The following is a 13,471-nucleotide window of genomic DNA, read 5'->3' as shown; positions in this document are numbered from 1 at the left end:
TTCTTGCGGGACGGCCCGTGTTCCGATCGGATGACGGGAAGCGGGCGGCAAAGCGAGAGGCAAAGCGGGAAGGAATGAGGTGGACGAGCCTGGCCCTCGGCACTGGTGGAAAACGGCTATGGCTGCTTCGTTCCCGACCTGACCAGGTTGACCGCGCCACCATGCGAGGAGGCCCGTCCGACCGCTATTGTAACCCAGAGTGGCGCACTGCGTTGAAATTGCATCAAGCTTGATTTGGGACAGGCGATATTCGCTGTCATGGCACGAGCATACCGGCTGCCCAATCCGGACACGAATGGTGAGCCAAGACATGAACGCAAACGACCAGATCCTCCGCGGCGCGCTGGCGCCGCAGGAAATCTCGACCGAAGTCCTGCTGGAGAAATATGCCAAGGGCGAAGAGCAGAGCGTCACGGACGTGCGTGAGCGCGTGGCGCGCGCGCTGGCGCAGGTGGAGGCCGAAGACCAGCGCGAAGCCTGGGCGGCGCGTTTCCTGTGGGCGCAGGAGAACGGCTTCGTGCCGGCCGGGCGGATCAATTCCGCCGCGGGTACCGGTATCCAGGCCACGCTGATCAATTGCTTCGTGCAGCCCGTCGGGGACTCAGTGTCGGAGCCGCGCGAGGGCCGGCCCAGCATCTACACGGCGGTGGCGCAGGCTGCCGAAACCATGCGGCGCGGCGGCGGCGTCGGCTATGACTTCTCGGCCATCCGCCCGGCCGGCGCGCTGGTGCGCGCCACGCACTCGCGCGCATCGGGGCCGGTGTCCTTCATGAAGGTGTTCGACGCATCGTGCGCGACGGTCGAGTCGGCCGGCGCGCGGCGCGGCGCGCAGATGGGCGTGCTGCGCTGCGACCATCCGGATATCGAGAGCTTCATCCACGCCAAGGACAAGGGCGAACTGAGCAACTTCAATATCTCGATCGGGGTCACCGACGCGTTCATGCGCGCGGTGGAGGGCGACGACGAGGTGGAACTGATCCACGAGGCCGAGCCCGGCGCCGACCTGATCGCCAGTGGCGCGTACCGTCGCGACGACGGCCAATGGGTCTACCGCCGCATGCCCGCGCGCCTGCTGTGGGACCAGGTCATGCACGCGACCTACGATCACGCGGAGCCCGGCATCCTGTTCCTGTCGCGCATCAACGCCGACAACAACCTCTATTATTGCGAGACCATCGAGGCGACCAATCCCTGTGCCGAGCAGCCGCTGCCGTCGTATGGCTGCTGCTGCCTGGGGTCGATCAACCTGACCGGCTTCGTGCGCAAGCCGTTCATGGCGGACAGCGAATTCGACTTCGATGCGTTCGCGGAGGTCGTCCGCGTGGCCACGCGCATGCTGGACAACGTGCTCGACGCGACGTTCTGGCCCTTGCCCGAACAGAGGGCCGAGGCGCAGGCCAAGCGCCGCGTGGGCCTGGGGTTCCTCGGCCTTGGCAGCGCGCTGGTGATGCTCGGCCTGCGCTATGACAGCGAGCCGGCACGCGAAATTGCCGCCCGCATCTCCGAGCGCATGCGCGACGAGGCCTACCTGGCATCGACCGGACTGGCCGCCGAGAAGGGCGCGTTTCCGCTGTTCGATACCGAGGCCTACCTGCAGAGCGGCTTCGCCAGCCGGCTGCCCGAGCCCGTGCGCGAGGCGATCGGGCGCAACGGGCTGCGCAACTCGCACCTGCTGTCGATCGCGCCGACGGGGACGATCACGCTGGCGTTTGCCGACAACGCGTCGAACGGCATCGAGCCGGCGTTCTCGTGGACGTACAACCGCCGCAAGCGCATGCCGGACAACAGCTACCGCGCCTACGAGGTGGCCGACCACGCATGGCGGCTCTACCGTCACACGGGTGCCGACATGGAGCAGTTGCCGGACGCGTTCGTGACGGCGCTGCAGATGTCGGCGCTGGACCATATGCGGATGCTGCAGGCCGTGCAGCCCTATATCGACACGAGCATCAGCAAGACCGTCAACGTGCCGGAGGACTATCCGTACGAGGCGTTCCGCAACCTGTATTTCGAGGCCTGGAAGGCGGGGCTGAAGGGTCTGGCGACGTACCGGCCGAACAGCGTGCTCGGTGCCGTGCTGTCCGTCAGCGCGCCGGCGGCGGCACCCGTCGCGGCGCCCGCGGCGGACGATCCGCTGGTTCGCCCGTTCGGCAGCCGCCCGGTCGGCGACCTGGAAGGTGTGACCTCCAAGCTCGACTACATGACCTACGAGGGCCACAAGACCGTCTACCTGACCGTGAATTTCCTGCGGGTCAGCGGCATGCTCGATGGCAAGCCGGTCGAGATCGAGCGGCCGATCGAGTTCTTCATGCCGGCCGGGCAGCGCAGCGAGGGGCAGCAGTGGATCACATCGACCATGCGCCTGCTGTCCATGGTGGCGCGCTCGGGCGGGTCGGTGGCCAAGTCGCTCGCCGACATGCGCAATGTCGTGTGGGACAAAGGCACGGTGCGCTACGGCACGCTGGCCCGGCAGGACGGCACGGAGGTGCCGCGCTTCCATGATTCGGAGGTGGCGGCGATCGGGTATGCGCTGCAGCGCATCCTGATCAAGCGCGGCTTCCTGGACGCCGAAGGCGGCCAGGTGCCGGTGGCCGGGCTGGCGGCGCGCCTGGCCAGGCGCGAGGGCGGCGCCGTCGCGGCGGAGAACGGCGAGGGCGCCACTGCCGCTGCCCCGGTCAATCCGGCCCTCGGCACGGGAAAACCTTGCCCGGAGTGCGGCGCGCACGCCCTGCACAAAGTGGACGGCTGTGCCAAGTGCGCCAACTGCGGATACGTGGGGGAATGCGGCTGACCGGGCCTGGCGCGAGCCCAGGCGGCGCCACGCCTGGCGGGCGGGCGGGTTGCCGCGGCGGCCGCCGTCGGCGCGCCGCCTTTTGCTACAATCGCCGCCATGAGTTATCAAGTTCTAGCGCGCAAATGGCGCCCCAGGGATTTCACCACGCTGGTCGGCCAGGAGCACGTGGTCCGCGCGCTCACGCACGCGCTGGAACAGCAACGGCTGCACCACGCCTACCTGTTCACCGGCACGCGCGGGGTCGGCAAGACCACGCTGTCCCGGATCCTGGCCAAGGCCCTGAACTGTACCGGCCCTGACGGCAACGGCGGCATCACCGCGCAGCCGTGCGGCCAGTGCAAGGCCTGCACGGAAATCGACAGCGGCCGCTTCGTCGACTATATCGAGATGGACGCGGCCTCCAACCGCGGCGTCGACGAAATGGCGCAGCTGCTGGACAAGGCGGTGTACGCGCCGACGGCGGGGCGCTTCAAGGTCTACATGATCGACGAAGTGCACATGCTGACCAACCACGCCTTCAACGCCATGCTGAAGACGCTGGAGGAGCCGCCCGGCCACGTCAAGTTCATCCTGGCCACCACCGACCCGCAGAAGATCCCGGTCACGGTGCTGTCGCGCTGCCTGCAGTTCAACCTCAAGCAGATGCCGCCGGCGCAGATCGTGTCCCACCTGGACAACGTCCTGGCGCAGGAAGGCATCGGCCACGACGGCAACGCGCTGCGGCTGCTGGCCCAGGCGGCCCACGGCTCGATGCGCGACGCGCTGTCGCTGACCGACCAGGCCATTGCCTATAGCGCCGGCCAGGTCTCCGAGGAAGCCGTGCGCGGCATGCTGGGGGCAATCGACCAGGGTTACCTGGTGCAGCTGCTCGATGCGCTGGCTGCCGAGGACGGCGCCGCGCTGATCGGTATCGCCGATGCCATGGCCGACCGCAGCCTGTCGTTCGCGGGGGCCCTGCAGGATCTCGGTTCCCTGCTGCACAAGATCGCACTGGCGCAGGCCGTGCCGGCATCGGTGCAGGAAGAGTGGCCGGAAGCCGGCGACGTGCGCCGGCTGGCTGGCGTGTTCGATGCCCAGGAAGTCCAGCTGTTCTACCAGATTGCCAATCTCGGCCGCAACGAACTGGCGCTGGCCCCCGACGAGTACGCGGGCTTCACCATGACGCTGCTGCGCATGCTGGCCTTCCGCCCGTCGTCCAGTCCGGAGCCCCTGCCCGCCACGGCAGCGGGGCAGGGCGGTGGTGCCACGCCACGCGCGCGGTCTGCGGCTGCCGCGCAGGTTGCGGCGCCAGTTGCCGCCGCCGAACCGGTAGCCCGCCCTGTGGCGGTCGCCGCGCCGCCGGCAGCCGCGCCCGTGGCGCAGGCTCCGGTCGCTGCAGCGCCGGCCATGCCGGATGCCCGTAGCGACGCGCCGATGTCGCCGGCCCGGGCGGCCCTGGCGGCGGCACGTCAGGCGTCCGCTGCTCGCGGCGGTGGCGGCCGTACGCCGGTCGCAGCGCCCATGCCGTCGCCGACAGGTGGCGCCGCGCGCCAGCCGGCTCAGCCGCTGCGCGCGCCCGCGCCCACTACGGTGTCACGTCCCGCTCCCGCTCCCGCGCCCGCTGCGAGGCCTGCACCGGCTCGCAAGCCCGAGCCGGAAACGGAAAGCGTGCCACCGTGGGAAGCCGCCGGTGGCAGCGACATCCCGCCGTGGGAAGACCTGCCGCCCGACCTGCCAGCCTTTGGACCTTATGACAGCGAGCCCGCGAGCTTGCCGCCGAAGGCGACGACTCCCGCGCGCCAGTCAAAACCCGAGGCCCCCGCGCCGGAGGCCCCGCGCGCGCGGCCCGTCGCTGCAGCGGTCGCGCCACGGCCGCCCGTCGCGGCGGAAGACGGCACGCCGCCCGTGTTCACCGGCGCGTGGCCTGCACTGGCTGCCAGCCTGTCGATCAAGGGCCTGGCGCAACAGCTGGCGTACCAGAGCGAACTGACCCAGGTGGTGGGACGCACCTTCCACCTGCGCATCCCGGTCGCGGCCATCGGCGAGAATGGCGTCGCGGAACGCCTGCAGCAGGTGCTGTCGGACCATTTCGGCGTCGAAGTGCGTGTCCAGTGCGAAATCGGCGCGGTTTCGGAAACGGCCGCCGCGGCCGATGCCCAGGCCCGCGCCGAGCGCCAGGCCGAGGCCGAGGCCAATATCGAGGCCGATCCATTTGTGCAAGGCCTGCTGCGCGATTTTGGCGGGCAGATCGTGCCCGGTTCGATCCAGCCGCGCGTAGCCTGATTTTCCGGGCCGCGCGGGGCGCGGCCTTCCATCCGTTTACCATCGAATCCAGGAGCATTCCATCATGATGAAAGGTCAACTGGCGGGGCTGATGAAGCAAGCCCAGCAAATGCAGGAAAACATGAAGAAGATGCAGGAGCAACTGGCCCTGATCGAAGTCGAGGGCCAGTCCGGCGCCGGCCTCGTCAAGGTGGTCATGACCTGCAAGAACGACGTCAAGCGCGTCACCATCGATCCGAGCCTGCTGGCCGACGACAAGGACCTGCTGGAAGACCTGGTGGCCGCCGCGTTCAACGACGCCGTGCGCAAGGCCGAGGCGACCACGCAGGAAAAGATGGGCTCGATGACTTCGGGCCTGCCGCTGCCGCCGGGCTTCAAGCTGCCGTTCTGATCGATACTGCCGGCACGATGATGCGCGCAATGTCCATGTCGACGACGGGAGAGCGGCCGTGAAGGCATCGCCGCCGACCTCGCTGCAGGCGCTGATCGAGGCGCTGAGGGTGCTGCCCGGCGTGGGGCCGAAGTCCGCCCAGCGCATGGCCTACCACCTGCTGCAGCACGACCGCGAAGGCGCGCGCAAGCTGGGCGACGCCCTGCGCGGCGCGGCTGACCATATCCGCCATTGCGCGCGCTGCAATACCTTCACCGAGCAGGAAATCTGCGAGACCTGCCTGGACGACCGGCGCGACGCCTCGGTCCTGTGCGTGGTGGAGACGCCCGCCGACCAGGTCATGATCGAGCAGACCCTGACCTATCGCGGCAAGTATTTCGTGCTGATGGGCCGGCTCTCGCCGCTCGACGGCATCGGTCCCAAGGAAATCCATCTCGATCGCCTGCTGGCACGTGCCACCGATCCGGAAATGGGCGGTCCGGTGGGCGAAGTCATCGTCGCCACCAACTTCACCAGCGAAGGCGAAGCGACCGCGCACTACATCGGCGAAATGCTCAAGGCGCGCGGACTCAAGGTATCGCGGCTGGCGCGCGGCGTGCCGGTGGGCGGTGAACTCGAGTACGTAGATGCCGGCACCATTGCCCGTGCGGTGATGGACCGGCGCAATCTCTGAGCCCCGGACTTCCGTCCGCCAACCCACTCCGGCAACGCCTGCAATGAACCTGGCCCGCTTCGATCTTGTCACGCTCGGCTTGTTCGTGGCCGTGGTCCGGCAGGGCAGCATTTCGGCGGGCGCCAGGCAGTCTCACCTGGCGGTGGCGGCCGCCAGCAAGCGGATCTCGGACCTGGAAGCGGCCGTTGGCGCGCCGCTGTTCTTCCGTCACGCCGCCGGTGTGCAGCTCACCGAGGCCGGGCAGGCCTGCTTCCACCACGCGCTGACCATCCTGCAGGACGTCGAACGCATGGCCGGCGTGATGTCGGATTATGCGAGCGGCGTGCGCGGACAGGTGCGCGTCTGCTCCAACACCTCGGCCATCACGCAGTTCCTGCCGGATGACCTCGCGACGTTCATGCGGCTGCACCCGACCATCCGCATCGAACTGGAAGAGCAGAACAGCAGCGATATCGTCGCGGCGCTGGTCGAGAACCGCGCCGACGTCGGCATCTTTGCCGACCGCACGCCGAGCGCGGGCCTGGTGACCGTGGAGTACCGCCAGGACGAGCTGGTCATGGTCACGCCGCCGGGCCACCCGCTTTCGGAGCGCGGGCCGGTGCGCTACGCCGATACGCTCGAATACGACTTCGTCAGCCTGCCGCAGGTGACCTCGCTGGCTGCGCGCCTGCTCGAGGAAAGCAGCCGGCTGGACCGTCCGTTCCGGCTGCGCATCCAGGTGCGCAGCTTCGACGCCATGTGCCGCATGGTGATGGCCGGGCTGGGCGTAGGCGTGCTGCCGCGCATCGCCGCCGAGCCGCATGTGAAGTCGATGGGCCTGTCGCTCGTGACGCTGCAGGATGCCTGGGCCAAGCGCTCGCTGCTGATCGGCATGCGCGATCCGGCCGGCCTGACCGTCTCGGCCCGGTTGCTGATTACGCACCTTTGCGGCGATCGCGCGCCGTTCTAGCCACCTCACGCAAGGCCGCGGCCTTTCGCATTCCGAGAAAGCCCGCTTCACCGATTGCCGATTCCGGCCAGCAGGCCGCTGAGGCACACTCCGTCAAAACGCAATTGCGGCCCTCGTAAGGACAGGCCGCAACGGAACGGAGACAAGCATGGCGCAACAGATTCTCGAGGGCATCCGCGTCCTCGAACTTGGGCAACTGATTGCCGGCCCTTTCGCTGCCAAGACCCTGGCCGACTTCGGCGCCCACGTGGTGAAGGTCGAACCGCCCGGGCAGGGCGACCCGCTGCGCAAATGGCGCATGCTGCATGAAGGCACCTCGGTGTGGTGGGAAGCGCAATCGCGCAACAAGGAGTCGATCTGCATCGACCTGCGCCAGCCGGAAGGGCAGGCGCTGGTGCGCAAGCTGGCCGCCGAGGCCGACGTCCTGATCGAGAATTTCCGCCCCGGCACCATGGAGAAGTGGGGCCTTGGCTGGGACGTGCTGCACGCCGACAATCCGCGCCTGATCATGCTGCGCGTGTCGGGCTATGGCCAGACCGGCCCGAAGAAGGACGAACCCGGGTTTGCGGCCGTGGCCGAAGCCATGGCCGGCCTGCGGCACCTGACCGGCGAGCCGGGCCGTGCGCCGGTGCGCGCGGGCCTGTCGCTCGGCGATACGATCGCAGGGCTGCACGGCGCAATGGGCGTGCTGCTCGCCCTCTACCAGCGCGATGCGCGTGGCGGCGAGGGGCAGGTCATCGACGTGGCGCTGTATGAGTCGCTGTTCAACCTGAGCGAAAGCCTGCTGCCGGAGTACTCGGCATTCGGCGCAGTGCGCCAGCCTGCGGGCGGCGCGCTGCCCGGCATTGCGCCGTCGAACGCCTATCCGTGCCAGAGCGGGGAATATGTCCTGGTCGCGGCCAATGGCGACGCCATCTTCAAGCGACTGATGCACGCGATCGGCCGCGCCGACCTGGCGGAAGACCCGGCGCTCGCGCATAACGACGGCCGCGTGAAGCGCGTCGAGGAAATCGACGCCGCCATTACGGCCTGGACCCGCACGCAAGGCGTGGAACCGGTGCTGGCCGTGCTGCGCGAGGCCGAGGTGCCGTCGGGGCGCATCTACACCGTGAAGGACATTGCCGAAGACCCGCACTACCGCGCGCGCGGCGTGATCGAATCGGTCACGTCGGCCGGCGGCCTGACCGTGGAAGTGCCCGGCGTCGTGCCGAAGCTCTCGGGCAGTCCCGGCGGCATCCATGACCGCGCGCCGACGCTGGGCGAGCATACCGATGCCGTGCTGGCCCAGGCGGGGTTCGATGCCGCGGCCATCGCAGACCTTCGTGCCCGCAAGGTGATCGCATGAGCGCCGCAGCAAGCTCAGCCCTGCGCGGCCCGGCCCGCATCGAGATCAACGAGGTGTCGCCGCGCGACGGCCTGCAGATTGAGCCGGTGGTGGTGCCGACCGATGCCAAGGTGGCTTTTCTCGATGCGCTGTCCGCTTGCGGCTTCGCCCGGATCGAAGCAACGTCGTTCACATCCGCCAAAGCCATCCTCGCGCTGGCCGATGCCGAGGCGCTGATGCACCGCATGCACCGCCAGCCCGGCGTGCGCTACACCGCGCTGGTGCCGAACCTGCGCGGCCTGGAGCGCGCGCTGTCGTGCCAGCCGGACGAGGTCAACCTGGTGATGTCGGTCAGCGAAACCCACAACCGCGCCAACCTGCGCATGACACGCAAGCAGTCGCAGGCGCAGTTGCTGGCGATGATCGCCGAGGCGCGCGCCGGGGGCGTGCCGGTCAACGTGTCGTTGTCGACAGTGTTCGGCTGCCCGTTCGAGGGCGAGGTGGACAGCGATGCGGTAATGGCGCTTGCGGAGAACTTTGCGCAAGCCGGCGCGCAAGGCATCACGCTGTGCGACACCACCGGCATGGCTTATCCGAATCAGGTGGCGCAGCTGTGCGAGCAGTTTCAGCAGCGCCTGCCGGACGCGGGGCTGACCATCCATCTGCACAACACGCGCGGCATGGGGCTGGCCAATGCCGTGGCGGCATGGGAAACCGGCGTCACGCGCTTCGATGCCGCCGCCGGCGGACTGGGCGGCTGCCCTTATGCGCCGGGCGCCAGCGGCAACGTCGGCACCGAGGAACTCGTGCACATGTTTGCCTGCATGGGCGTGCAGACCGGTGTCGACCTCCCGGCGCTGCTCGACGTCGTGGCCGGCATTCCGGCGCTGGTGGACCGCGAAATCGGCAGCCAGCTGCTGCGCGCCGGCCCGCGCCTGCGCACGCATCAGCCGCCGGCCTGGCTGGCTGAACACTTCGCCGGCCAGGACTAGCTTCCTGCGGCAAGCGCGCCGCCGCAAGGCAGGCGTCACCATAAAAAATCAGTCAATACCGATACCGGAGACATTTCATGAAGAAAGCCTTCTCTTTCCTGCCCGCGCGCCGCAAGCAGATGGCCGCAGCCGTGCTCGCCCTTGGGGGCGCCATCGCGGCGACGACCCCACGTGCCTTTGCCCAGGACGGCAGCTACCCGAGCCGCCCCATCACCCTGGTGGTTTCCGCCGCGGCCGGCGGCACCACGGACCTCGCGGCCCGCATGATTTCCGAGCCGCTGGCCAAGGCCCTGGGGCAGGCCGTTGTCGTGGACAACCGCCCGGGCGGCAACGGCAGCATCGCCGCGCAGGTCGTGGCACGGGCCAAGCCCGATGGCTACACGTTGCTGGTGCAGTACTCGGGCTTCCATGTCATCACGCCGCTGCTGGTGAAGAACCTGCCGTGGGACCCGGTCAAGGATTTCGCGCCGGTGGCCAACCTGCTGTCGGCGCCGCAGGTGCTGGTGGTGCGCCAGGCGCTGCCGGTCAAGTCGCTCAAGGAGCTGGTGGCCTATGCCAAGAGCCATCCGGACAAGCTGAACTACGCGTCGTCGGGCAACGGCTCGCTGCAGCATGTCTCGACCGAGTTGCTGAACCAGATGGCGGGGATCCACATCACCCACGTGCCGTACAAGGGCACCGGTCCGGCGATGACCGACCTGCTTGGCGGCAACGTGGACATGACCATGACCACGCCGCCGCCGCTGATGGGCCATATCGCCGCGGGCAAGCTGCGCCCGCTCGTGGTGACCAGCAAGACCCGGCTGCCCAGCCTGAAGGACGTGCCGTCGGCGCCGGAAGCGGGCTACCCCGACCTGGAGGTGTCGTCGTGGTTCGCCATGTACGCACCGGCGGGCACGCCCAAGCCCGTGATCGACAAGCTGGCCGGCGAGATCGAAAAGATCATGCGCACGGACGCGTTCCGCAAGAAGGCCGAGGAACTCGGCGCGCAAGCCGATTTCATGGGGCCGCAACAGCTGGCGCAGTACCAGAAGGCAGAGCTGGCGCGCTGGGCCAAGGTCATCAAGTCCGCCGATATCCACGCCGAATAAGCCCGGGCGGCAAGCCGATCGAAAGCAAAGGCGCGTAAGCTGGGGCCGGCTGCCATTTGGCCGGCTTTAGGTGTTCGCCCCGATGCGGGTCCGTGAAGGGTCCGCTAGCATCGCACTGAGCCGCCGCGCGGCACGCCGTTTGCAGACCCCAACGGGCAGGAGAATCAAATGGATAACAAGAAATTCTGGAAACAGTTGCTGATCGCGCTGGCGTTGTTCCTGGCAGGGTGGCTCACCTTCGGCCAGGCGCAGGCACAGGGCAAGCCGGAAAAGACCAAGGTCACGATTGCCGTCGGCGGCAAGAACCTGTTCTATTACCTGCCGCTGACCATCGCCGAGCGGCTTGGGTACTTCAAGGAAGAAGGGCTGGACGTCGATATCGTCGACTTCGCCGGCGGCGCCAAGGCGCTGCAGGCTGTGGTGGGCGGCAGCGCGGACGTGGTGTCCGGCGCGTACGAACACACCATCGGCCTGCAGGCCAAGGGCCAGCGCTACCAGGAGTTCGTGCTCCAGGGCCGCGCGCCGCAGATCGTGCTGGTGGTGTCGAACAAGACCATGCCGGGCTTCAAGTCGGTCGCCGACCTGAAGGGCAAGAAGATCGGCGTGACCGCGCCGGGCTCGTCGACCAACATGATGGCGAACTTCGTGCTGGCCAAGGCCGGTCTCAAGCCGTCGGACGTGTCGTTCATCGGCGTCGGCGCCAGCGCCGGCGCGGTGGCGGCGATGCGCTCGGGCCAGATCGATGCCATGGCCAACCTGGATCCGGTGATCTCGATGCTGACGCAAAAGAACGAAGTCCGCATCGCATCGGATACCCGCACGCTCAAGGACACGCAAGCGGTGTTCGGCGGCAATATGCCGTCGGGCTGCCTGTATGCGTCGTCGGCGTTCATCCAGCAGAACCCGAACACCACGCAGGCGCTGACCAATGCCATGGTCCGCGCGCTGAAGTGGCTGCAGAAGGCCGGTCCGTCCGACATCGTCAAGACCGTGCCGGAGAGCTACCTGCTGGGCGACCGCGCGCTGTACCTGGCAGCCTGGGACAAGGTCAAGGAAGCGATCTCGCCGGACGGCATGATGCCGGCTGACGGTCCGCGCACCGCGCAGAACATGCTGCAGCAGTTCGATGCCGAACTGAAGGGCAAGTCCATCAAGCTGGAAGATACGTACACCAACGCGTTTGTGCAGAAGGCCAACGCCAAGTACAAGTAAGCCCAGTTCACCCACACAGCCTCCGTTGCCGGCCCGCTGTGCGCAGCGGGCCTTTGCTTTGGGCGGCGGTGGCCATTCACTCACTCGATCCGAGCCGGCGCAAGCCGCGGCGGCAAGGTTGACGAGACGGTTTCCCATGAGCACTCCCGCACTTTCCCTCGACAAGGTCACCTGCACCTTTGTCTCGCGCGAAGACCGCAACCAGCGCTATACGGCGGTCAAGGACGTTACCCTGGCGATCCAGCCGGGCGAGTTCGTATCGGTGGTCGGCCCGACGGGCTGCGGCAAATCCACGCTGCTCAATGTCGGCGCCGGCCTGCTGGAGCCGTCCACCGGCAAGGTCACGGTGTTCGGCGAGCCGCTGCGCGGCATCAACCAGCGCGCCGGCTACATGTTCCAGGCCGAGGCGCTGATGCCGTGGCGCAGCGCGCTCGACAACGTGGTGGCGGGACTGGAGTTCCGCGGCGTGCCGCGTGCCGAGGCGGTGAAGCAGGGCGAGGAATGGCTGCGCCGCGTTGGCCTGGGCGGTTTCGGCGACCGCTATCCGCACCAGCTCTCCGGCGGCATGCGCAAGCGCGTCAGCCTGGCGCAAACGCTGGTGCTGGACCCCGACATCATCCTGATGGACGAGCCGTTCTCCGCGCTCGATATCCAGACGCGCCAGCTGATGGAGAACGAGGTGCTGGACCTGTGGGCGGCCAGGCGCAAGGCGGTGCTGTTCATCACGCACGACCTCGACGAGGCGATTGCCATGAGCGACCGCGTGGTGGTGCTGTCCGCCGGACCGGGCACGCACCCGATCGGCGAGTTCGCGATCGACCTGCCGCGCCCGCGCGACGTGGCGGAGATCCGCAACCATCCGCGCTTTGTCGAGCTGCACGCCGCAATCTGGGACGTGCTGCGCGAAGAAGTTCTCAAGGGCTATGCGCAGCAGCGCAACGCGGCCTGAACCCGACGGCCAATCTGATACCGAAACCGAATTCCCATGGCATTCCGTCCTGACTCAAAGGGCATGCTGCGCGTCTGGCAGCTGCTGGTCCTGGTGGTGATCCTCGGCGTGTGGCACTTCGCCACGCGCTCGCAAGAGATCGCCTTCTTCTTTGGCGAGCCGCTGATGGTGGCGCAACGCATCTGGAACTGGTTTATCGTCGAGCGCGATATCTACCTGCACCTCGGCGTGACGCTGATCGAAACGGTGCTGGCATTCGGCATCGGCACCGTGGCCGGCCTGGGCGTGGGCCTGTGGCTGGCGCTGAGCCCGATGACCGCCGCCATCCTCGATCCCTACGTGAAGGCGATGAACTCGATGCCGCGCGTGATCCTGGCGCCGATCTTCGCGGTGTGGTTCGGGCTGGGGATCTGGTCCAAGGTGGCGCTGGCCGTGACGCTGGTATTCTTCATCGTGTTCTTCAACGTCTACCAGGGCGTGAAGGAAGTCAGCCCGGTGGTGCTGGCCAATGCGCGCATGCTGGGTGCCAACCAGCAGCAGTTGCTGCGCCACGTGTACCTGCCGAGCGCGACGAGCTGGGTGTTTTCGTCGTTGCACACCTCGGTGGGCCTGGCCTTCGTCGGCGCGGTGGTGGGCGAATATCTCGGCTCCGCGCGCGGCGTGGGCTACCTGATCCTGCAGGCCGAGGGCACCTTCGACATCAACACCGTGTTCGCGGGCATCGTGGTCCTGACGGCCTTCGCGCTTGTGCTGGACTGGATGGTCGGCATCGGCGAAAAGCGGCTGATGAAGTGGCAGCCGAAGACCGGCGAGACCGAAAAACTCTGAACGGGC

General features: G+C 67.9%; 11 protein-coding genes and 1 other RNA gene. 11 read left to right on the top strand and 1 reads right to left on the bottom strand.

Annotation, left to right across the window (positions count from 1 at the left end; translation table 11 throughout):
- Positions 1–79: 79 nt before the first annotated feature.
- Positions 80–178: signal recognition particle sRNA small type (gene ffs / locus ACIGJC_RS09310), an RNA gene on the bottom strand.
- A gap of 132 nt (positions 179–310) precedes the next feature.
- On the opposite strand from ffs, the gene ACIGJC_RS09305 reads away from it, so the two are divergent.
- The 11 genes from ACIGJC_RS09305 to ACIGJC_RS09255 all read left to right on the top strand — a co-directional run bounded on the left by ACIGJC_RS09305 (position 311) and on the right by ACIGJC_RS09255 (position 13,465).
- Positions 311–2,791: an adenosylcobalamin-dependent ribonucleoside-diphosphate reductase gene (locus ACIGJC_RS09305; protein WP_483708499.1), complete on the top strand. Its 2,481-nt coding sequence runs from the start codon at positions 311–313 to the stop codon at positions 2,789–2,791.
- A gap of 99 nt (positions 2,792–2,890) precedes the next feature.
- The gene (locus tag ACIGJC_RS09300) at positions 2,891–5,056 is read left to right on the top strand and encodes a DNA polymerase III subunit gamma/tau (protein WP_483708498.1); all 2,166 of its coding nucleotides are present in this window, start codon (positions 2,891–2,893) and stop codon (positions 5,054–5,056) included.
- A gap of 64 nt (positions 5,057–5,120) precedes the next feature.
- On the top strand, positions 5,121–5,447 hold the full coding sequence (locus tag ACIGJC_RS09295) for a YbaB/EbfC family nucleoid-associated protein (protein ID WP_224009115.1): 327 nt from the start codon (positions 5,121–5,123) through the stop codon (positions 5,445–5,447).
- A gap of 58 nt (positions 5,448–5,505) precedes the next feature.
- Complete coding sequence (gene recR, locus ACIGJC_RS09290) at positions 5,506–6,120, top strand: recombination mediator RecR (protein WP_483708497.1); 615 nt, start codon at positions 5,506–5,508, stop codon at positions 6,118–6,120.
- Between the two features lie 43 nt (positions 6,121–6,163).
- The gene (locus tag ACIGJC_RS09285; protein ID WP_483708496.1) at positions 6,164–7,069 is read left to right on the top strand and encodes a LysR family transcriptional regulator; all 906 of its coding nucleotides are present in this window, start codon (positions 6,164–6,166) and stop codon (positions 7,067–7,069) included.
- A 148-nt stretch (positions 7,070–7,217) separates the two neighbouring features.
- The gene (locus ACIGJC_RS09280) at positions 7,218–8,414 is read left to right on the top strand and encodes a CaiB/BaiF CoA transferase family protein (protein ID WP_483708495.1); all 1,197 of its coding nucleotides are present in this window, start codon (positions 7,218–7,220) and stop codon (positions 8,412–8,414) included.
- Positions 8,411–9,385: a hydroxymethylglutaryl-CoA lyase gene (locus tag ACIGJC_RS09275; RefSeq protein WP_483708494.1), complete on the top strand. Its 975-nt coding sequence runs from the start codon at positions 8,411–8,413 to the stop codon at positions 9,383–9,385. The genes ACIGJC_RS09280 and ACIGJC_RS09275 overlap by 4 nt, the downstream gene beginning before the upstream one ends.
- Before the next feature lie 77 nt (positions 9,386–9,462).
- Positions 9,463–10,476 (top strand): Bug family tripartite tricarboxylate transporter substrate binding protein, encoded by a 1,014-nt coding sequence (locus tag ACIGJC_RS09270; protein WP_483708493.1) that lies wholly within the window; start codon positions 9,463–9,465, stop codon positions 10,474–10,476.
- Between the two features lie 168 nt (positions 10,477–10,644).
- The gene (locus tag ACIGJC_RS09265; protein WP_483708491.1) at positions 10,645–11,688 is read left to right on the top strand and encodes an ABC transporter substrate-binding protein; all 1,044 of its coding nucleotides are present in this window, start codon (positions 10,645–10,647) and stop codon (positions 11,686–11,688) included.
- A gap of 136 nt (positions 11,689–11,824) precedes the next feature.
- Complete coding sequence (locus ACIGJC_RS09260) at positions 11,825–12,637, top strand: ABC transporter ATP-binding protein (RefSeq protein ID WP_483708490.1); 813 nt, start codon at positions 11,825–11,827, stop codon at positions 12,635–12,637.
- 36 nt (positions 12,638–12,673) lie between these two features.
- Entirely contained in the window at positions 12,674–13,465 is a 792-nt protein-coding gene (locus ACIGJC_RS09255) for an ABC transporter permease (protein WP_483708489.1), read from the top strand.
- Positions 13,466–13,471: the final 6 nt, after the last annotated feature.

Source organism: Cupriavidus sp. C3SS-1 (assembly GCF_057073755.1).
Note: the sequence above shows the minus strand (reverse complement) of the source record. Positions and strands in the feature narration are given on the sequence as shown.